Below are 18,806 nucleotides of genomic sequence, written 5' to 3'. Positions count from 1 at the left end.
CATTAGTGTTTCAATAAAATTTGTGGATCAAGGTGCGGGAAAGCCCGTACATCACCGCTTCCGGGGTATGGCGGATTAACCATGAGGCGGCGTCATGTACCCGCGAATGCGTTTTTTGGGGGGGCGCAATCTTGACTCGGTAGTAGTAAATTTTGTGTGCCCGGTTGGCGAGTTTTAGCTTGAACAGGTAGGGGTTGCTGCCTTCTGACGAGCGCCCCAAGTTATAGGTTTTGCGCCCGCGGGTTCCGCAGTGTTCAACCATTTTCCATAGCATGGCGATGAAAACATTGTGCTTTTTATAAGCGCTGTGAATGCCTGACCACGCGCCGTAAATTTCATCTGTACTGATAAAATTTACCGAAGATACCACCGGGATGCCGTCCATATAACCAACGAAAATTTCCAGATGTTCGGGGCATTGTGCCAATAAATCCGTGAAAAATTGTTGTGGGTGTGGAAGGCTGCCAATATCGTGCAGGCTCATGCGGTAGAGTTGGTAAAATTCATCCAGCAATGCAGGTGTTTTGCCTACAACGGCAGTAAACCCCTGTTTCAGCGGACGGCGAATATTTTTGCGGGTGTTGGTGGAAAGCCCGTTCCAGATGGCCTCGACGCCAGTGTTTATATCAATGTTCAGTTCCACCTTGTCGGACTCATCGGTCAGGCAGGGGATGTGTTGGGTGGTGCGAATTTCCAACGTACTGATGTCTGTCGCGCTCAGTTCCTGTGCAAGTTGTTCGATAATTTGGCTGTAAGCGTTGGCAGCAATATCTGGGATAACGCCGGTTTTATCGAAGCCCGCGCCAAGAATAAGGGTCTTTTTTCCCCATAGCGTGCGGCGCATAAATGCAGGGATCAGCACGCTTTTCCCGTCGGCCTGCATGTGTATCTGCACCGCTTTGAGCCTGAATTCGTGGGCGATGATGGCGCGGAATGCTGGCGTGGAGAAAACCGCTGCGGAAACAGGCTGTTCCAACAAGTTTGGGTCGGGTGTTATCAGTAGGGTCATGCGGCATCATCTTGATTTTTTTGATTCCCCCATTTGTAGGGTTTTCAAGGCAGGCTTGCCAGTTCCGGCAGATTAACGGGCGGGCTTTGTGGGGTGAAAGGCAAGCAAAATTGGGGGGCTATCCGTTTGTCCATAAAACGCTTACGAATGCTAGTTTATGGTTTGCGGCTGTGGGGCAGGGCGCAGACAATACAGGTGTCAGAACAACGATATTACTAGAAACGTTATGCAAATTATTTCTAATGAAAAAATGCTCAACTACCCGCCGGACGCTGGCGTGCCTGCCCCCCGCATGACGCTGCCTGTTACGGGGGCTGCAAACGGTTTGAGCCTTGAAGATGTGTGGCGTCGTCTGGTTCGGCAAAAATGGACATTATTGCTGATTGCTTTGACGGTCATGTTGCTGACGGCCTATTTTACGTGGACAACCCCGCCCTCATACCGGGCAGGTGCTACGGTACAAATTGAAAAAGAAGGGGCGCAAGTCGTCAATTTTGGCACGGTAAGCACTACCTCACCTGACATGGGGGAACAAGACCCTTTCTTCCGCACCCAATACGAGCAACTGAAAAGCCGCAAGTTGGCGGAAACGGTGATGGCTGAGCTGAACTTGCAACAACGTTTGTTTGGGAAAGCACCCAAGCCCAACCCGCTGAAAGCATTCCTGAAAAGCCTGTTGCCTACTAGGGATGAGGGTAATAATGCCGCCAAGCCAGTTGATTACGTGGCAGTTTTTGCCAAGAACCTGTATGTCGAACCGATTGAAAAGACCCATTTGGTCAAAGTCTTTTACGAAAGCCCTGATCCGGTGCTGTCAGCGGAAATCGTCAATGCCTTGGTTAATGCTTTTATCAAAGAAAACATCAACTCCCAGAGCGAAACGGATTCCTATGCCAAAGCGTTTCTGGAACAGGAGATGGAGAAAGCCCGTACCCGCTTGACCATGCAAGAGGCGAAATTGGTTGAATACGCCAAGCAGAATAATATCTTGGATGTGAATAATGGCGGCTCAGAGCAATCTGCGCAGTCCAGCGAATCCAAAAAGTTGGATGACCTGTATTTAGCCTTAGGTGCTGCTGAACGTAACCGGATTCAGGCGGAAAGCCTGATGATCCAAGGGAATAGGACAGGCAATGTGCGTGAAGTCCTGAATAATCCAGTTATCACAGGCATCAAGCAAAATTTGGTCACGTTGGAAGCGCAGTATCAGGAAAAGCTCAAACTGTTCAAACCCGCTTACCCGGAAATGCAGAGCCTACAACAACAAATACAGGAAACCCGTAGCCAACTGCAAAACGAAGTGGGTGGGCTAAAACAATCGTTGCAGGCTGATTATGCAGCGGCGAAAAAGTTGGAAGATGGGGTGCGTGCTGAACTGGATGCTTTCAAGGGAGAGTTGGTCAACCTGCGTGACCGCAGCATTGAATACAACGCCCTGAAACGTGAGGTGGAAACCAGCCGTAACTTGTACGACGGTTTGTTGCAGCGCATGAAAGAGGTCAACGTTGCTGCCAATGTGACCAGCAGCAATATCAAAATTGTGGATATTGCTGTGCCATCCGATGATATTTTCCGTCCCAAACGGACGCTCAACCTGATTATTGGCAGTTTGGTCGGCTTAATGTTGGGGGCAGGTATTGCACTGTTGCGGGAAACCCTTGGGCAAACGGTGGCTTCGGTCAGTGAGTTGCAGGCACTCAGTGGTTTGCCGGTATTGGGCACAATTCCGCGTGTACGCAACTTGGCTAAAAACAAATTGGCTATCGCAGTCATCCATGATGTCGGCTCCTCGCTGGCGGAGGCTTACCGGGTGGCAACAGCCAACTTACGCTTCATCCTGCCGGGTGGTGCGCCGCGTGTTACTTTGATTACCAGTGTCAATCCTGGTGAGGGCAAATCTACGTCAGCGGTCAATATTGCCGTGAGTCAAGCGCAGCAAGGTTTCAAAGTGCTGTTGATTGATGCTGACCTGCGCAAGCCATCCCTCCACACGAAAATGGGGGTGGATAACTACAAGGGTTTAAGTAATTTTCTGGGCGGAGAAGTCGATATTGGTACTGTTACCCTGCCAGTGCGTGATGTTAAAGGTTTGTATCTGGTGACTGCCGGAACCCTAAATGCTGATCCGGTACGGATGGTCTCTAGCCCTGCGATGGCGCAATTGTTGGCACTTGCTCCTCGGCATTTTGATAGCGTCATTATTGATGCGCCACCCGTTGCGGGGTTTGCCGATGCGATTTACCTGTCCGCAATGGCACAAGCAACGCTGATCGTTACTGATGAAGACAACATCAACCGTAAACGCCTGTTGAACACCATTGAACAACTGCGCCGCGCAAAACGGAATGTGGTGGGGTTCTTGATGGTCAAATCGCAAGACCGTACCTTCGATTACCGCTATCCAAACCGTTACCAAGCCCGTATTCCGGTCAGCGAACGTCCGAAACAGGTAAAAGGTAAGCGCGGCGGATTGAACCTAGCGCCCGTCAGCTCCTGATGCCGATGCCTTTGTTCAGCAAATACAGGCCGAATCCGCCCAACAGCAGGATGAAGCTACTGATGACGGCGTAACTGATCCACACGCTTATATCCGCGATCCCTAAAATGCCGTAGCGGAAGCCGTTCACCATGTACAGCACCGGGTTGAGCAGCGACAATTTTTGCCAGAAAGGCGGCAGCATGGCGATGGAGTAAAAGACCCCGCCCAGATAAGTCAGCGGTGTCAGTACAAAAGTGGGAATGATGGTGATGTCGTCGAAGCTTTTCGCATACGCGGCATTGATCAGCCCCGCTAGTGCGAACAGCGCTGAAGTCAGGATGGCGATGGTCAGGGTAATCCAAAAGTGCTGGATATACAGGTTGCTGAACAGTAGCGAAACCAGTGTTACCGCAACCCCGACGGTAACGCCGCGAGCCACGCCACCACTGACATACCCCAGCAATATGATCCAGTTAGGAGTAGGGGATACCAGCATTTCAGCAATATTGCCCTGAAATTTCGAGCTGTAAAACGATGACACCACGTTGGCATAGGAGTTGGTGATGACGCTCATCATGATCAGCCCCGGCACGATAAATTCAATGTAGGAATGGCCTTCCATTTTGCCGATCTGTGAGCCGATCAAGTTACCGAAGATAACGAAATACAACGCGGTAGTAATCACGGGCGGGATGATGGTTTGCACCCAGATGCGCGTGAAACGCAGTACTTCACGTACCAGTATGGTGTAGTAGGCCACCCATTTTTGTTGTGCATTCATGCCTTATTGCCCTCGACCAAATCCATGAAAAGCTGTTCCAAGCGGTTGGTTTTATTGCGCATACTGCGGATGTTTACCTCATGTTCGTTGAGGAAGGCGAATATTTGGTTGAGTGAGTAATGCGCCTTGTGGAACACCACTTCCAGCGTGGTTGGGTCACGCAAGGTAAAATGGCACAAGTTGCTGGTGACGGGCAGGCTTTCGATGGGTTCGGCGAGGTCAAACACGTAGCTTTCGGTATCTAGGCGGTTGAGCAGTTGTTTCATGCTGGTATTTTCGATCAGTTCGCCTTTGTCGATGATGCCAATGTTGCGGCACAGGCTTTCGGCCTCTTCCAGATAGTGCGTGGTGAGGATGATGGTTGTGCCATCGGCATTCAATTGGCTTAAGAATTCCCACATGGAGCGGCGGATTTCAATGTCGACTCCAGCCGTTGGTTCGTCAAGGATTAGCAGGCGCGGGTTGTGTACCAGCGAACGGGCAATCATCAGGCGGCGTTTCATCCCGCCGGAAAGGCTTTTGGCTTGGTCATGGCGTTTGTCCCATAAACCGAGTTGGTTCAGCAGGATTTCGGCGCGGGCGTAGGCGGCGCTGCGTGGCATACCGTAATAGCCACCTTGGTTGACGATGATTTCCACCACTGGCTCGAAAATATTGAAATTGAATTCCTGTGGAACCAGCCCGATCTGTGCTTTGGCGAGTTCGCGCTGGTTATCAAGGTCGTAGCCAAAAATGCTGACACTGCCTGCGGTTTTGTTGACCAACGAGCTGACAATGCCGATGGTGGTGGATTTGCCTGCACCATTTGCACCGAGTAGGGCAAAGAAATCACCTTGCTCCACACGCAAGTCGATGCCTTTCAGGGCGGTAAAACCGTTGCTGTAGGTTTTGCGCAAACCTTGGATGTCCAATGCTGCCGTCATGTGCTTGTTCTTGTCAGGGGTGAAAGCGCGAATGTTAGCATGTTCTCACCGCTGAGGGCTTGTTGTGGCATAATACGCGCCATTGTGTTGAGTATGGGTTGTTATAGAACGATGGTTGTAAAACCTTGGATAGCCCGCTTGTGGCGTATTCCCCTAATGCTGTTTGTGGCGCTATGTGTGTGGTTGCTGATTTTTCGTTGGCTTCCAGTGCCTACTTCCGCCTTCATGTTGCGGCAGGATGTGGTGGCCATTTTCAGTGCTGACGTGCCGTTTGTGCGCCACGATTGGGTGAGCTTGGATGAAATTCCGCGCCCGATGCAATTGGCGGTGATTGCTTCCGAAGACCAGCGTTTCGCGGAACATTGGGGCGTTGATGTGGAAGCGACCACCGCAGCGATCAATGCCGAATTGAAGGGGCGTAAAACCGGCGGTGGCAGCACCATTACCCAGCAATTGGCGAAGAACTTGTTCCTGTGGCAAGGGCGCAGTTACGTGCGCAAAGGCTTGGAATGGGGAATCGCGGGTCTGATCGAAATTCTCTGGTCGAAAGACCGCATTCTGGAGGTGTACCTGAATACCGCGCAGTTCGGTAAGGCCGATTACGGCGTGGGTGCTGCGGCACAAAACCTGCTGAATAAGCCTGTGGGCAAATTGGGGGCGGCAGATGCAGCGTTGTTGGCGGCAGTTTTACCTGCGCCGACCAAGTTCAATGCGGCGAAACCTTCAGGGTATGTCCGCGCACGCCAGAGCCGGATTTTACGTCAGATGCGTTCGATTGGCGGGGCGGCGTATTTGCAGAAGCTCGATTAGGGCAGGATCACTTTCACCGATTCGGCGGGTCTCAGCAACTCTTTGGGGTCACGCTTGAAGATGATGTCCAGTTCGTAGATCGCGCCTTCCGGCTCAATCCGTACTGCTTCTACGCCTTGGCTGTAAACTTTGCCGCTACGGTTATCGCCATTTACCAACACTTGCGCAGACGAGCCTACCGGGTAGTGGCGCAAAACATCGGCAGTGACCAGCACGCGGGCAAGCATTTGGTCATCCGGCGCAAAGGTAATTATCGGGTCTTTCTGTTGGTTGGCGAAGATAACTGCGCCTTTCCATGCGGTATTACTGACGATGATGCCGGAAAAGGGGGCGTGTAATTCACTGCGTTCTAGGGCAACTTGTGCGGCTTCTTCGTCTGCTTTGGCGGATTCGCTTTCGGTATTGGCAACGGCGGTTTTTAGTTCGCCATCTTTGAGTTCTTCTTCAGAAATCAGGCCACGGTCAAACAATTCTTGGGTGCGGGTAGTTTCGCGGGTCGCGTCATCTGTGCCGAGTTTAGCGCGGGCAACGCGGGCTTTGGCTTCCAAGAGGGTGGCTTTTTGTTTGCGTTGATCCATGCGCAGCAACAGATCACCCTGTTTGACGTGTTGCCCGGTGGTGACATTGACTTCTTCCACCACACCATTTTCGACCACACGCATTTCAACTTTGTGTACCCATTCCAAGCGGCCTTTGAGTTCGAGCGCGTAGGCGGTAACGCTGTTCAGCATCAGCCCGCAAAAAAGTAGCCAACCTGTGGTCGTGGGTATCTTCATTTGGGTTGTTCCTCTTTGGCGGCGGGTGTTTCCGTTTTGGCTGCGGCTGTTGGTAAAGGCCAAACAGGTTTGCCTTGTAGGGCATTCAGTTGCGCCAGTGCCATCGCGCGGCAGAACTGGATTTGTTGTTGTTGCAAGCGAGCTTTGCTTTGCTGGGTCATGGCATCGCCGAGGTCAGATTTGACCTCCTGTTCGTACAGGGTGCGGCTACGTTCGAGGTAATAATCGCGCCAAAGGATGTCGGCCTTGGAACGTTCTTCCGCAACCTTAAAAACGTCCAGCCGCAACAACAGTTCGAGGATTTGCTGGCGCACTTCCATGTCGATGACGGCTTGTTCGTCGGTATCGGCGTCGTCACGTCGTTCCTCTAGCCAAGCATTGTTGTCCAGACTGGTTTTGACCAATTCATCCAGTGCGGGAAGTTCGTTCGGGAACGTGCCAAGCGTGGGTGGGTTGAGTTCGTTGGGCAATTTCAGCGGGGTGTTGATGGCTTGCGCCAACAGTGAGCGGGTCAGGCGTTGCGATGCGGTACTGGCAGCGCTTTGCTGGCGGACAACCTGATATTCGGCATCAAGTTCGGCAACATCCAACTCGGAAAACTCTTTCAACTCCATCCGGGTTTTGGTGCGGTCAAGTGGGATGTAGTAGACCGCCATGTTTTCGCTATCGCGCACCGCGCTGGAATCTGCTAGCACTACGTCGAAGAAACGTTGCATGATTTCCAGCCGTTGCGCGTCCTGCGGTGAAACCAATGCGGGTAATTGCTGATCGCGCTGGTTATCTGGGCTGCTGTTATTGTTGTAGGCGAGGTTGTGGCAGTCCAAGTACAGCGGCTGGCGCAGCGGATGGCGTAATGCAACCTCCGGCGCTAATGCAGTACGCGGGTGTTTGTCGGCGTAAGTGAGTGCCTGTTCGAGGCTGATGGGGCTAGGGACTTCATCAGCCGCGTAGCTCGCAGGAAAGAACAGGAGGGCAGTGCATACCCCCCATGCGAGTTTAATTCTGCTCATGCTTGAACTTGGTAAACGGCATTTCTTCGTTCTTTTTCTCGGCAATGTACTTGCCTAACTGCATGAATTCTTCGGCATCCTTGGTCGCTCCCGTCAAGCGCCCATTTTTGATGGGTTCGCCATCCAAACCGATGAATTGGAAAACCGGGGTGGCTCGCACACGGAAATCTTTCAGGGCAAAATCTTTCTGGGTGGTGGTTTCGCCTTTGAAATTGGTCAGTTCCACGTCGCCTTCAATGTCGACGCTGACGATGCGGAAGTTTTCCTTGTAGTAATCTTGGATGTCGCTGCGGTTGAGTACAGTCGTTTTCATACGGTGGCAGAACGGGCATTCTTCCATCTCGAACATGATCAGTACGCCTTTTTTGCCGTCAGTTTTGGCGGTTTCAAGGTCTTCCTTCATATTGTTGAAGGTGTCGTCGAAGAATTTATCAACGTCGCGGGTTTCAACGGCGGTGGGTGCGGCTGGCGTGTCGCTGGTGGTGGCAGCCTGCGGTTTATCTTCCGCAAAAACGGCTGGTATAGAAACGCTCAATGACATGAGCACAGTCAATAAAAGGGTACGTAACACGCTACATTCCTCCTGCGTTTATTAAGGCACGGGCATACGGCTATGATTTATAGCCGTATGCTATGGGGAATTTAGAGTGTGTTCAAGCCCAGAAGTTACAATGGGCGTCAATGAGAAATCGCAAAATCAGAAATCTTGTTTGAAAATGTCCGGCCTGTCAGGGTTGCGGCGGTACAGCACGGCGATATTTCCGATCCGTTGGACTTGTTGTGCTTGGCTGTATTGCAAGATTTGGGCGATCATGTCGTCACGCAGTTCGCGGTCGCCGACGCTCAGCTTTATTTTGATCAATTGATGGTGGTCGAGTGCGCCAGTGATTTCTTCCAGTACGGACGGCTTCAGGCCATGCTGACCGATCATAACGACAGGTTTTAGGTCATGTGCGCGGGTACGCAGGCGTTTTTTCTGCGTTTCAGTCAGTGTTGAGGTCAGTTCCATGATACTCTTTTGCGTAAATTGATGAAGTGTAATGAGTGATAACGAGGCATGGCAAGAAGCAAAAGCAGTCAACGGTGGTTAGGTGAACATTTTAGCGATGAATATGTCAAAAAAGCACAGCAGGAAGGCTACCGTTCGCGGGCGGTTTACAAGCTGAAGGAAATTCAGGAAAAAGACCGCATCTTGCAACCGTGCATGAAAGTGGTGGATTTGGGTGCGGCTCCCGGCGGATGGAGCCAGTACGCGACCCAAGTGGTGGGGCGGAAGGGGAGGGTTGTGGCAAGCGACATCCTGCCGCTTGATCCGTTGGCGTTTGTTGAGTTTGTGTTGGGGGATTTCCGCGAAGAGGCGGTGTTGGCTGAAATATTGGGTTTGTTGGGTGATGACAAAGCAGACCTTGTTATTTCCGATATGGCTCCCAATATGAGTGGGGTGGATGCGGTTGACCAACCTCGCGCCATTCATCTGTGTGAACTTGCATTGGACATGGCGCGACAGGTATTAAAGCCGGGTGGTGCTTTTCTGGTGAAATTGTTTCAGGGGGATGGCTCAGAAGCCTTCATGCGTGATGTACGCAGCAGTTTCAAAACAGTAAAAGTCAGGAAACCAGCAGCATCAAGACCCCGCAGCCGGGAAGTTTATGTGCTTGCACAGGGTTTTATGTTGTAATATTCGCGCATTGGGTGTTACATACGAGTAACGCCTCGAAGTTGATAGTGGAGAAGTCACTTGAACGATTTAACCAAAAATTTGCTGATCTGGGCCGTTATCGCATTTGTTTTGATTGCGGTATTCAGCAAATTCAGTGTGCCAACCCAGACATCGGAAGCGATGCCTTATTCGGAGTTCCTGAGCCGCGTGCGTGATGGTTCGGTCAAGGAAGTCGAAATTAAGGATCAGACGTTGGTGGTCACGGCTGGCGACAGCAAATTTATTACGTATAGCCCGCCTAACGATCCTGAATTGATCAATGATTTGGTCAAACATGGGGTTAAATTCAAAGCGAGCAAGCCAGAAGAGCGTTCCCTGTTGTGGGACATCATCATTAGCTGGGTTCCGTTCCTGCTGATCATTGGGCTGTGGATTTACATCATGCGCCAGATGCAAGGTGGCGGCGGTGGTCGTGGGGCGATGTCCTTCGGTAAAAGCCGCGCCCGCATGATGACCGAAGATCAGGTCAAGATTAATTTCAATGACGTGGCTGGCTGCGATGAGGCCAAGGAAGAAGTCGGCGAATTGGTCGAGTTCCTGCGTGATCCGGGCAAATTCCAGAAGCTGGGTGGCAAGATTCCGCGCGGTGTGCTGATGGTTGGTTCACCCGGTACAGGTAAAACCTTGTTGGCGAAAGCGATTGCTGGTGAAGCGAAAGTACCGTTTTTCAGTATTTCTGGTTCTGATTTTGTCGAAATGTTCGTCGGTGTCGGTGCATCCCGTGTGCGTGACATGTTCGAGCAGGCTAAGAAACATGCGCCTTGCATTATCTTTATTGATGAAATTGATGCGGTAGGCCGTCAGCGTGGCGCTGGTCTGGGTGGTGGTCACGATGAACGTGAACAAACCCTCAACCAATTGCTGGTGGAGATGGACGGTTTTGAAGGCAGCGAAGGCATCATCGTCATTGCCGCAACTAACCGCCCTGACGTATTGGATGCGGCGTTGCTGCGTCCCGGTCGTTTCGACCGTCAAGTTGTTGTTCCATTGCCGGATGTGCGTGGTCGTGAACATATCCTTAAAGTCCACATGCGCAAAGTGCCGTTGGGCGATGATGTAAAACCATCCTTGATTGCACGCGGTACGCCCGGTTTTTCTGGTGCTGATTTGGCGAATCTGGTCAACGAGGCGGCGTTGTTTGCTGCCCGCTCCAATAAGCGCACCGTTGACATGAATGAATTCGAGAAAGCCAAAGACAAGATCATGATGGGCGCTGAGCGCAAGTCGATGGTCATGAAGGAAGAGGAAAAGCTGGCGACTGCTTACCACGAAGCAGGCCATGCTATCGTTGGTTTGAGCGTGCCGGAACATGATCCCGTGTACAAAGTCAGCATTATCCCGCGCGGTCGTGCGCTGGGTGTGACCATGTACTTGCCGGAAGAAGACCGTTACAGCGCCAGCAAGCAGCGTTTGGAAAGCCAAATTTCCAGCTTGTACGGTGGGCGTATTGCCGAAGAGCTGATTTATGGCTTTGAAGGTGTAACTACAGGTGCTTCCAACGATATTGAACGCGCCACCAGCATTGCTCGCAATATGGTAACGAAGTGGGGCTTGTCGAACCGCATGGGGCCACTGGCGTACTCGGAAGACGAGGGCGAAGTATTCTTAGGACGTTCCGTTACGCAACATAAGCACGTGTCGGATGAAACCGCCCATGCGATTGACGGTGAAATCCGTGAAGTCATTGACCGTAACTACACCCGTGCCAAAACCATCCTGACTGAACGGATGAGTGTTTTGCACGCGATGGCGCAAGCACTGATGAAGTACGAAACCATTGACCGTGGGCAAGTAGATGCCCTGATGCGCGGCGAAGAGCCGCCACCACCAGCGGATTGGACTGACGACGATTCCTCCGGTGGTAAAGGTACATCATCACGGCCTCAATCGGGCAATGGCAAGAAAGCCACAGGTGAAGGCGTCATTGGTGGGGCGGCGAGTTCCCACTGATTAAACAGTAAGCTTGATAGGGTAAGGCGCGGAGATTGTTTCCGCGCTTTTTCTTTTGGGGTGGTGGCAGCATGTGGCAAGCAGATAAAACGTCAGTACAGGTCATGGGTATCCTCAATGTAACCCCGGATTCGTTTTCCGACGGCGGGCAGTTTCATGCGCGGGATGCGGCATTGCGGCATGTGGAACAAATGCTGGTGGAAGGGGTGGATATTATTGATGTCGGCGGCGAGTCTACCCGCCCCGGTGCGCAAGCTGTATCCACGTCGGAAGAGCTTGAGCGTGTTGTGCCCATCATTGCTGCGATCCGGGAGCGTTTTGATGTGCCGGTGTCAGTGGATACCAGCAAGCCGGAAGTTATGCAGGCTGCGGTGGCAGCAGGTGCGGATTTGATCAACGATGTACGTGCCTTGCAGGAACCCGGTGCATTGGAAGCCTGTGCGGGCTTGTCCGTGCCGATTTGCCTGATGCATATGCAGGGGCAACCACGCACTATGCAGCACAGTCCGCAGTACACCGAGGTGGTGCAGGATGTTTGCCGCTTTTTTGAGGAGCGTATTGCGGCCTGTGGGCAGGCAGGTATTGCGCGTTCTCGGCTGGTTCTTGACCCTGGTTTTGGGTTTGGTAAAACATTGCCGCATAATCTGGATTTATTACGTCGCTTGGATGCCTTTTCTGCGTTGGGTTTGCCTATACTGGTAGGCATTTCGCGCAAGTCCATGATTGGCGCATTAATGGGCAATGTGGCAGTCGACGGGCGCTTGCATGGCAGTGTGGCAGCGGCAGTGGTGGCAGCAATGCATGGCGCACGTATCATTCGCGTACATGATGTCAAGGCAACGGTTGATGCCATGAAGATTGTACAAGCAGTCCTTGAATAAACGATTGAGGTTCTAAGGGAATAATGGCTAGAAAATATTTTGGTACGGATGGTATTCGCGGCAAGATCGGCCGTTACCCCATGACCCCCGATTTCGTGCTGAAACTGGGTTGGGCAGCAGGCAAAGTACTAGCAAGCAATGGGCATCCGCTGGTGGTGATCGGTAAGGATACGCGCATTTCCGGTTACATGCTGGAATCCGCCCTGCAAGCGGGCTTGGTGGCGGCAGGTGTGAATATCCGCTTGTTGGGGCCGATGCCTACGCCTGCGGTGGCTTATTTGACCCGCGCCTTCCGTGCTTCGGCGGGTATCGTGATCAGTGCGTCACACAACCCGTATGATGACAATGGTTTGAAATTCTTTTCCAGTACCGGAACCAAGTTGCCGGATACTGTGGAAGAAGAAATCGAGGCGTGGCTGGAGAAGGATTTCAAAACCGTTTCATCAGCAGAACTCGGTAAGGTCGAGCGGGCGAAAGATGCTGCTGGGCGTTACATCGAATTCTGTAAACGCGCCCTGCCGACCGATGTCTCCCTCAAGGGGCTGCGCATTGTGGTCGATTGCGCGAATGGAGCAACCTACCATGTCGCCCCCGATGTATTCAGCGAGTTGGGCGCAGAAGTGATTGCCATTGCCAATGAACCCGATGGGCTGAACATCAATGATAAGTGTGGCGCAACCCATGTGGAGGAATTGCGGGACGCAGTGCAACGTTACCGCGCTGATGTTGGGGTTGCGCTGGATGGCGACGGCGACCGCCTGATCATGGTTGATCAGCGGAGAAGTATTGTCGATGGTGATGAAATTTTGGCGATCATTGCCCACCACCGCCATCAGGAGTGCGGCTTGCAAGGCGGTGTGGTCGGTACATTGATGAGCAACCTTGGCTTGGAAAAATCCATACGGGCCTTGGATGTGCCGTTCTACCGTGCAAATGTCGGCGACCGTTACGTCATTGAACAAATGAACCTGCATAATTGCCCGCTGGGCGGCGAATCTTCCGGTCATATCATTGTGCGCGACCATATCACGACCGGGGATGGCATCATTGCCGCTTTGCAAGTGCTGCGGGCGATGCACGATTCCGGTAAGCCCTTGCATGAGCTGAAAAAGGTCATGTCCAAGTATCCGCAAACCCTGATCAATGTCCCGACCCGGCAGAAAATCAAGCTGGATGAATCTGCCCCGATCCAAGAGGCGGTGCACCAAGTTGAACAGCAATTGGGTGATCGCGGACGGGTATTGTTGCGTGCTTCCGGTACAGAACCACTGATCCGTGTGATGGTGGAAGGCGAAGATGCTACGGAAACTGCCGCCTTGGCGGAGGATATTGCCAGTGCGGTGCGTGCTGCGGCTTGACCTGCCCGGAATGAAGATTGATTTCCAAGGCTTATGCAGGTAATCTTTCGCCCTTGCTTGAAGGAGAGGTGAAATCATGCGTCAAAAACTGGTAGCAGGTAACTGGAAACTCAACGGCTCCAAAGCGAGTATCGAGTCTTTGGTGGGGGGAATTCTGGCGGGTCTGAAAGGTATGGATAATGTGGCAGTTGCGGTTTGTCCGCCGTATGTCTACATTCCCATGACACAAGGCTTGCTGGCGGGAAGCCGCGTTGGTCTGGGGTCGCAAGATATTGCTGATCAGGATGCAGGCGCATTCACGGGCGAGGTTTCTGGCCCAATGTTGAATGAGTTTGGTTGCGGATACGCGATTGTCGGTCACTCAGAACGCCGCGCCATTTATGGTGAGCAAGATGGTGACACTGCCCATAAGTTTGCCGCTGCCCGCAAGCATGGTTTGAAGCCTATCTTGTGTGTCGGTGAAACGCTGGCAGAACGTGAAGGTGGCATTACGGAAGCCGTGGTTGCACGCCAACTGGATGCCGTGATTGCGTTGGAAGGTGTGGAAGCACTGGTTGATGGTGTGATTGCTTATGAACCTGTTTGGGCGATTGGTACGGGTAAAACCGCTAGTCCGCAGCAGGCACAGGATGTTCACGCTTTCATCCGTGGTAAAATTGCTGGGCTGAATGAAGCCGTGGCAGCGAAGGTACAAATTTTGTATGGTGGCAGCGTCAAAGGCGCGAATGCCGCTGAATTGTTTGCTATGCCGGATATTGATGGTGGTCTGATTGGTGGTGCAGCATTGGATGCACGGGAATTTTTGGCCATCTGCCAAGCCGGTAACTAAGGTTAATAAAAAAGGCTATGTTATATAACGTCTTGTTGATCGTTCAGATCGTTGTTTCAGTTGCTGTCATCGTGTTGGTATTGATGCAGCAAGGTAAAGGCGCGGATGCAGGTGCTGCTTTTGGTAGCGGTGCTTCCGGCACGGTATTCGGTGCGCGTGGCTCTGCCAACTTCCTCAGCCGAACGACCGCGATTCTGGCGACGGTGTTTTTCCTCAACTGCATTGCTTTGGCATTCTTGGCTTCTGGTCGTACCATAACGCCAGCTAGCATTATGGATGCGACAGCTCCAGCGGTGACTGTTGAACCAGCTCCTGCTGCGCCAGTGGGTGATGTTCCGCCAGTGCCGGGTGCAGCAGCGGCTGATAAGCCTCAAGCCAGTGATGTTCCGCCTGCTCCAGCAGCGGCCGACGCAGCTAAGAAGGAAGACAAGCCTGCTGCGGATCAGAAAAATGCTGCAAAAGACGAAAAACCCGTGCAAGAAAAGAAGTAGTAGAGTAACATACGCCCCTGCTTTGCCGACGTGGTGGAATTGGTAGACACGCTATCTTGAGGGGGTAGTGGCGAAAGCTGTACCGGTTCGAGTCCGGTCGTCGGTACCAAATGAGAAAAAAGCCTGTTACTTTTGGGTAACAGGCTTTTTTTATGCCTGTAATATTTTTTGCCTCAATGCCTTGTTTTAAAGTGTCGACAATATTGATGTTTTTTGTTTGACATGAGCGATATTTTACATACAATGTCGACAATTCGTCTCGGTAGAGCAAGATTGTCTGGTGTTTGCAATCATTCCTACGGGGATGGTTTTGTGTTGGTATACTGACAATACCCACTTTGGGGAATTAATCTGCGGTTCATGCGCCGTTATATTCGGCTGATAATGAAATTGTGATACGAACCGTAAGTGTTTCGATCACCGCCACAGATAACCGGGTGAGTACTTTTGACAGATCACAACGGTTGACACCAGGAGTTAGTATGTTAGGTGAATACCTTCCGATTCTCGTTTTTCTGGGAGTAGGCTTTGGCTTGGCAGTCATATTGCTGGGCTTGGGCTTGTTGGCAGGGCCACGCCGCCCTGATGCAGAAAAAGATTCCCCGTTTGAATGCGGCTTCCCTGCGTTTGAAGATGCACGTATGAAATTTGACGTGCGTTACTATCTGGTCGCTATCCTCTTCATTATCTTCGATCTTGAGATCGCTTTCCTGTTCCCTTGGGCAATCGTGCTTGACCAAATCGGTCTCTTTGGCTTAGTGGCAATGGGCATATTCCTAACTATCTTGATTGTCGGTTTCGTTTACGAGTGGAAGAAAGGGGCACTGGAATGGGAGTAGAGGGTATTCTGGAAAAAGGCTTCGTCACTACGACTGCCGACAAGCTCATCAATTGGGCGCGTACTGGTTCGATGTGGCCGATGACCTTTGGTTTGGCTTGCTGCGCGGTGGAAATGATGCACGCAGGTGCGGCACGTTATGACCTTGACCGTTTCGGTATCGTATTTCGCCCCAGCCCACGCCAGTCTGATGTCATGATCGTGGCAGGCACGCTGACCAACAAGATGGCTCCCGCACTGCGTAAGGTCTATGACCAGATGGCAGAACCGCGTTGGGTGATCTCAATGGGGTCTTGTGCCAACGGCGGTGGCTACTACCATTATTCCTATGCCGTGGTGCGTGGTTGTGACCGGGTAATCCCCGTCGACATTTACGTGCCGGGATGTCCGCCGACCGCAGAAGCCTTGCTGTACGGCATCTTGCAGTTGCAGAACAAAATCCGTCGAACCAACACCATAGCGCGATAACCACATGGATATGAAACTCGAATTCATCAAGGATTATGTCCAAGGCGGTTTGGCTGACAAGCTGTTATCGGCGAAATGCGCACTGGATGAACTGACCTTGGAAGTGCCTGCCGAGCATTGGCTCGAAGTGGCTCGTTTTCTGCGCCACGATGAGGTGCTAGGCTTTACCCAGTTGATCGACTTGTGCGGGGTGGACTACCTGACGTATGGCGATGTCGAATGGGATGTGACGACTGCCAGCCGTAGCGGTTTTAGCCGTGCGGTTTCTGGCGGAAATGGTGCTGACCCCTTCGATTTTGAGGGACAGGAAGAGAAGCCAGCCTTTGATGGCAAGCGTTTCGCTGTTGTTATCCATTTGCTGTCGGTTGCCCACAATATCCGTATCCGGGTGCGTACTTGGTGCGAAGACAATGATTTTCCAGTGGTTCCGTCGCTGGTGGAAATCTGGAGTTCTACCAACTGGTACGAGCGCGAAGCGTTTGACATGTTCGGTATTATGTTCAGTGGACACCCTGACCTGCGCCGCATCCTGACCGATTACGGTTTCGTCGGACACCCGTTCCGCAAAGATTTCCCGCTGATTGGGCATGTGGAAATGCGTTACGACGCTGAGCAAAAGCGCGTCATATACGAACCTGTGTCAATTGAGCCGCGTGTACTGGTTCCACGGACAATCCGTGCCGACCAGCGTTCCCCCGCCGTAGAGGAGCATGATGACTAATGCCTGAAATCCGCAACTTTACGCTGAACTTTGGTCCGGCACATCCGGCAGCGCATGGGGTGCTGCGGCTGGTACTGGAAATGGATGGCGAAGTCATCGTCCGTGCTGACCCGCATATCGGCCTGTTGCATCGGGGTACGGAAAAGCTCGCTGAAAGCAAGCCGTACAACCAAAGCATTGGCTACATGGATCGTCTCGACTACGTGTCGATGATGTGCAACGAGCATGGTTATGTGCTGGCGATTGAGAAGCTGCTGGGCATTACTGCCCCGGAACGTGCACTCTACATCCGCACCATGTTCGACGAAGTGACCCGCATCCTCAACCACTTGCTGTGGATCGGCGCACATGCGCTGGACGTGGGTGCAATGACCATGTTCCTGTATGCTTTCCGCGAACGTGAAGATTTGATGGATGCCTACGAAGCGGTATCCGGCGCACGTTTGCACGCCACCTATTACCGTCCGGGTGGGGTTTACCGTGACCTGCCGGATTTCATGCCGCAGTTTGAAACCTCGCGTTTCCGCACAGAAAAAGAAGCCAAGCGCCTCAACGCTAACCGTGGCGGTTCCTTGCTGGATTTCTTGGAAGATTTCACCAACCGTTTCCCCGGCTATGTGGATGAATACGAAACCCTGCTGACCGACAACCGTATCTGGAAACAGCGTCTGGTCGGGATCGGCGTGGTATCGCCAGAACGCGCCCTGCAAATGGGTTTCTCTGGGCCGATGCTGCGTGGTTCTGGTATTGAATGGGATTTGCGCAAGAAACAACCTTACGCAGCTTACGATAAAGTCGATTTCGACATCCCGGTGGGTGTGCAAGGCGACAGTTACGACCGCTATTTGGTGCGTATCGAAGAAATGCGCCAGTCCAACCGCATTATCAAGCAGTGCATCAACTGGTTGCGCCACAATCCGGGTGCAGTCATGTTGGAAGGCGCGAAATCATCGCCGCCGAAACGCACTGACATGAAGCAGGACATGGAATCGCTGATCCAGCATTTCAAACTGGCTACGGAAGGTTACTGCTTGCCGGAAGGCGAAGCCTATGCAGCCGTTGAACATCCGAAAGGTGAGTTTGGTTGCTACATCGTTTCTGACGGGGCGAATAAGCCTTACCGCCTGAAAATCCGTGCGCCGGGTTTTGCCCACTTGTCGGGTATCGACGAAATGGCGAAAGGCCACATGCTGGCAGACGTGGTGGCGATTATCGGCACACAAGACATTGTATTCGGGGAGATTGACCGCTGATGACTGAACTCAAACGCAAAAGCGACCTTCTCAGCCATCACGAGCGTGAGGAAATTGATAGCTGGTTGCAGCGCTATCCTGCCGACAAACGGCAATCCGCGCTATTGGCAGCCCTGCGTGCCGTGATGCACGAAGACCATTACCTATCCGTGGAAAAAATGGATGCGGTGGCGGATTACATCGGCATTCCTGAAATTGCCGTGTACGAAGTTGCCAGCTTCTACTCCATGTTTGAAATGGATAAGAAGTCGGCAGCGAAATACAGCATTTCGGTCTGTTCCAACGTATCTTGCATGTTGTGCGGTTCCGACAACATCCTTGAGCACATTGAGAACAAGCTGGGCATTAAACTGGGTGAGGCGACATCGAACGGCAAATTCTTCCTCAAAGTGGAAGAAGAATGCTTGGCAGCGTGCAGCAGCGCCCCGATGATGCAGGTCAACCACGTATACCACACCCATCTCACCCCTGCGAAAGTGGACGAGATTTTGGACGGACTGGAGTAAGCA

Annotated in this window: 20 protein-coding genes and 1 tRNA gene; 14 read left to right on the top strand and 7 right to left on the bottom strand. The window is 52.3% G+C overall.

The window, feature by feature from the left end; genetic code table 11:
- Nucleotides 1-10 precede the first annotated feature (10 nt).
- Nucleotides 11-1,009 (bottom strand): GNAT family N-acetyltransferase, encoded by a 999-nt coding sequence (locus tag PHE17_RS16180; protein ID WP_301016938.1) that lies wholly within the window; start codon nt 1,007-1,009, stop codon nt 11-13.
- A gap of 226 nt (nt 1,010-1,235) precedes the next feature.
- Here PHE17_RS16180 and PHE17_RS16175 point away from each other — a divergent pair, with 226 nt between their 5' ends.
- Nucleotides 1,236-3,506, top strand: a complete 2,271-nt coding sequence (locus PHE17_RS16175; protein ID WP_301016937.1) for a polysaccharide biosynthesis tyrosine autokinase — start codon at nt 1,236-1,238, stop codon at nt 3,504-3,506.
- Here PHE17_RS16175 and PHE17_RS16170 read toward each other — a convergent pair.
- Together PHE17_RS16170 and PHE17_RS16165 are read right to left on the bottom strand one after the other, a co-directional pair.
- Entirely contained in the window at nt 3,496-4,269 is a 774-nt protein-coding gene (locus PHE17_RS16170; protein WP_301016936.1) for an ABC transporter permease, read from the bottom strand. The genes PHE17_RS16175 and PHE17_RS16170 overlap by 11 nt on opposite strands.
- Nucleotides 4,266-5,192, bottom strand: a complete 927-nt coding sequence (locus tag PHE17_RS16165; protein ID WP_301016935.1) for an ABC transporter ATP-binding protein — start codon at nt 5,190-5,192, stop codon at nt 4,266-4,268. The genes PHE17_RS16170 and PHE17_RS16165 overlap by 4 nt, the downstream gene beginning before the upstream one ends.
- 138 nt (nt 5,193-5,330) lie before the next feature.
- Here PHE17_RS16165 and mtgA point away from each other — a divergent pair, with 138 nt between their 5' ends.
- On the top strand, nt 5,331-6,002 hold the full coding sequence (mtgA, locus tag PHE17_RS16160; RefSeq protein WP_301016934.1) for a monofunctional biosynthetic peptidoglycan transglycosylase: 672 nt from the start codon (nt 5,331-5,333) through the stop codon (nt 6,000-6,002).
- Here mtgA and PHE17_RS16155 read toward each other — a convergent pair.
- From PHE17_RS16155 to yhbY, 4 genes are all read right to left on the bottom strand, one after another.
- Nucleotides 5,999-6,778 (bottom strand): efflux RND transporter periplasmic adaptor subunit, encoded by a 780-nt coding sequence (locus PHE17_RS16155; RefSeq protein WP_301016933.1) that lies wholly within the window; start codon nt 6,776-6,778, stop codon nt 5,999-6,001. The genes mtgA and PHE17_RS16155 overlap by 4 nt on opposite strands.
- Nucleotides 6,775-7,788, bottom strand: a complete 1,014-nt coding sequence (locus PHE17_RS16150; protein WP_301016932.1) for a hypothetical protein — start codon at nt 7,786-7,788, stop codon at nt 6,775-6,777. The genes PHE17_RS16155 and PHE17_RS16150 overlap by 4 nt, the downstream gene beginning before the upstream one ends.
- Nucleotides 7,775-8,359 carry a thioredoxin family protein gene (locus PHE17_RS16145; RefSeq protein ID WP_301016931.1) on the bottom strand — a complete coding sequence of 195 codons (585 nt, stop codon included), beginning with the start codon at nt 8,357-8,359 and terminating at the stop codon, nt 7,775-7,777. The genes PHE17_RS16150 and PHE17_RS16145 overlap by 14 nt, the downstream gene beginning before the upstream one ends.
- Before the next feature lie 126 nt (nt 8,360-8,485).
- Nucleotides 8,486-8,797, bottom strand: coding sequence for a ribosome assembly RNA-binding protein YhbY (gene yhbY, locus PHE17_RS16140; RefSeq protein WP_301016930.1), 312 nt, complete (start codon nt 8,795-8,797; stop codon nt 8,486-8,488).
- Between the two features lie 48 nt (nt 8,798-8,845).
- Between yhbY and rlmE the strand changes: the two genes are divergently transcribed.
- The 12 genes from rlmE to nuoE all read left to right on the top strand — a co-directional run bounded on the left by rlmE (nt 8,846) and on the right by nuoE (nt 18,803).
- A complete protein-coding gene (gene rlmE, locus PHE17_RS16135; RefSeq protein ID WP_301016929.1) occupies nt 8,846-9,466 on the top strand; it encodes a 23S rRNA (uridine(2552)-2'-O)-methyltransferase RlmE in 621 nt (206 codons plus the stop codon).
- A 60-nt stretch (nt 9,467-9,526) separates the two neighbouring features.
- Nucleotides 9,527-11,458, top strand: coding sequence for an ATP-dependent zinc metalloprotease FtsH (ftsH, locus tag PHE17_RS16130; RefSeq protein WP_301016928.1), 1,932 nt, complete (start codon nt 9,527-9,529; stop codon nt 11,456-11,458).
- Between the two features lie 71 nt (nt 11,459-11,529).
- Nucleotides 11,530-12,339, top strand: a complete 810-nt coding sequence (gene folP / locus PHE17_RS16125) for a dihydropteroate synthase (RefSeq protein WP_301016927.1) — start codon at nt 11,530-11,532, stop codon at nt 12,337-12,339.
- Nucleotides 12,340-12,362: 23 nt separating this feature from the next.
- On the top strand, nt 12,363-13,697 hold the full coding sequence (gene glmM, locus PHE17_RS16120) for a phosphoglucosamine mutase (protein WP_301016926.1): 1,335 nt from the start codon (nt 12,363-12,365) through the stop codon (nt 13,695-13,697).
- 76 nt (nt 13,698-13,773) lie between these two features.
- Nucleotides 13,774-14,526 (top strand): triose-phosphate isomerase, encoded by a 753-nt coding sequence (gene tpiA, locus PHE17_RS16115; protein WP_301016925.1) that lies wholly within the window; start codon nt 13,774-13,776, stop codon nt 14,524-14,526.
- A gap of 17 nt (nt 14,527-14,543) precedes the next feature.
- On the top strand, nt 14,544-15,017 hold the full coding sequence (secG, locus tag PHE17_RS16110) for a preprotein translocase subunit SecG (RefSeq protein WP_301016924.1): 474 nt from the start codon (nt 14,544-14,546) through the stop codon (nt 15,015-15,017).
- Nucleotides 15,018-15,041: 24 nt separating this feature from the next.
- A tRNA-Leu gene (locus PHE17_RS16105) sits at nt 15,042-15,126 on the top strand.
- Nucleotides 15,127-15,499: 373 nt separating this feature from the next.
- Entirely contained in the window at nt 15,500-15,856 is a 357-nt protein-coding gene (locus PHE17_RS16100; RefSeq protein WP_301016923.1) for an NADH-quinone oxidoreductase subunit A, read from the top strand.
- A complete protein-coding gene (locus tag PHE17_RS16095; protein WP_301016922.1) occupies nt 15,847-16,323 on the top strand; it encodes an NADH-quinone oxidoreductase subunit B in 477 nt (158 codons plus the stop codon). The genes PHE17_RS16100 and PHE17_RS16095 overlap by 10 nt, the downstream gene beginning before the upstream one ends.
- A gap of 10 nt (nt 16,324-16,333) precedes the next feature.
- The gene (locus PHE17_RS16090; RefSeq protein ID WP_301016969.1) at nt 16,334-17,044 is read left to right on the top strand and encodes an NADH-quinone oxidoreductase subunit C; all 711 of its coding nucleotides are present in this window, start codon (nt 16,334-16,336) and stop codon (nt 17,042-17,044) included.
- Nucleotides 17,044-18,297, top strand: coding sequence for an NADH-quinone oxidoreductase subunit D (locus PHE17_RS16085; RefSeq protein WP_301016921.1), 1,254 nt, complete (start codon nt 17,044-17,046; stop codon nt 18,295-18,297). Before PHE17_RS16090 ends, PHE17_RS16085 begins: the two co-directional genes overlap by 1 nt.
- Nucleotides 18,297-18,803 (top strand): NADH-quinone oxidoreductase subunit NuoE, encoded by a 507-nt coding sequence (nuoE, locus tag PHE17_RS16080; RefSeq protein ID WP_301016920.1) that lies wholly within the window; start codon nt 18,297-18,299, stop codon nt 18,801-18,803. Before PHE17_RS16085 ends, nuoE begins: the two co-directional genes overlap by 1 nt.
- The last annotated feature ends 3 nt before the right edge of the window (nt 18,804-18,806 follow it).

It is taken from the genome of Thiothrix sp., assembly GCF_028714775.1.
Classification (GTDB): Bacteria; Pseudomonadota; Gammaproteobacteria; order Thiotrichales; family Thiotrichaceae; genus Thiothrix.
Note: the sequence above shows the minus strand (reverse complement) of the source record. Positions and strands in the feature narration are given on the sequence as shown.

Coding starts and splice junctions, on each gene's coding strand:
- PHE17_RS16175 (WP_301016937.1), top strand. CDS start 1,236: ATGCAAATTATTTCTAATGAAAAAATGCTCAACTACCCGCCGGACGCT.
- PHE17_RS16155 (WP_301016933.1), bottom strand. CDS start 6,778: ATGAAGATACCCACGACCACAGGTTGGCTACTTTTTTGCGGGCTGATG.
- tpiA (WP_301016925.1), top strand. CDS start 13,774: ATGCGTCAAAAACTGGTAGCAGGTAACTGGAAACTCAACGGCTCCAAA.
- PHE17_RS16085 (WP_301016921.1), top strand. CDS start 17,044: ATGCCTGAAATCCGCAACTTTACGCTGAACTTTGGTCCGGCACATCCG.
- rlmE (WP_301016929.1), top strand. CDS start 8,846: ATGGCAAGAAGCAAAAGCAGTCAACGGTGGTTAGGTGAACATTTTAGC.
- PHE17_RS16165 (WP_301016935.1), bottom strand. CDS start 5,192: ATGACGGCAGCATTGGACATCCAAGGTTTGCGCAAAACCTACAGCAAC.
- PHE17_RS16090 (WP_301016969.1), top strand. CDS start 16,334: ATGAAACTCGAATTCATCAAGGATTATGTCCAAGGCGGTTTGGCTGAC.
- glmM (WP_301016926.1), top strand. CDS start 12,363: ATGGCTAGAAAATATTTTGGTACGGATGGTATTCGCGGCAAGATCGGC.
- nuoE (WP_301016920.1), top strand. CDS start 18,297: ATGACTGAACTCAAACGCAAAAGCGACCTTCTCAGCCATCACGAGCGT.
- yhbY (WP_301016930.1), bottom strand. CDS start 8,797: ATGGAACTGACCTCAACACTGACTGAAACGCAGAAAAAACGCCTGCGT.
- PHE17_RS16150 (WP_301016932.1), bottom strand. CDS start 7,788: ATGAGCAGAATTAAACTCGCATGGGGGGTATGCACTGCCCTCCTGTTC.
- PHE17_RS16100 (WP_301016923.1), top strand. CDS start 15,500: ATGTTAGGTGAATACCTTCCGATTCTCGTTTTTCTGGGAGTAGGCTTT.
- PHE17_RS16170 (WP_301016936.1), bottom strand. CDS start 4,269: ATGAATGCACAACAAAAATGGGTGGCCTACTACACCATACTGGTACGT.
- secG (WP_301016924.1), top strand. CDS start 14,544: ATGTTATATAACGTCTTGTTGATCGTTCAGATCGTTGTTTCAGTTGCT.
- PHE17_RS16180 (WP_301016938.1), bottom strand. CDS start 1,009: ATGACCCTACTGATAACACCCGACCCAAACTTGTTGGAACAGCCTGTT.
- folP (WP_301016927.1), top strand. CDS start 11,530: ATGTGGCAAGCAGATAAAACGTCAGTACAGGTCATGGGTATCCTCAAT.
- PHE17_RS16095 (WP_301016922.1), top strand. CDS start 15,847: ATGGGAGTAGAGGGTATTCTGGAAAAAGGCTTCGTCACTACGACTGCC.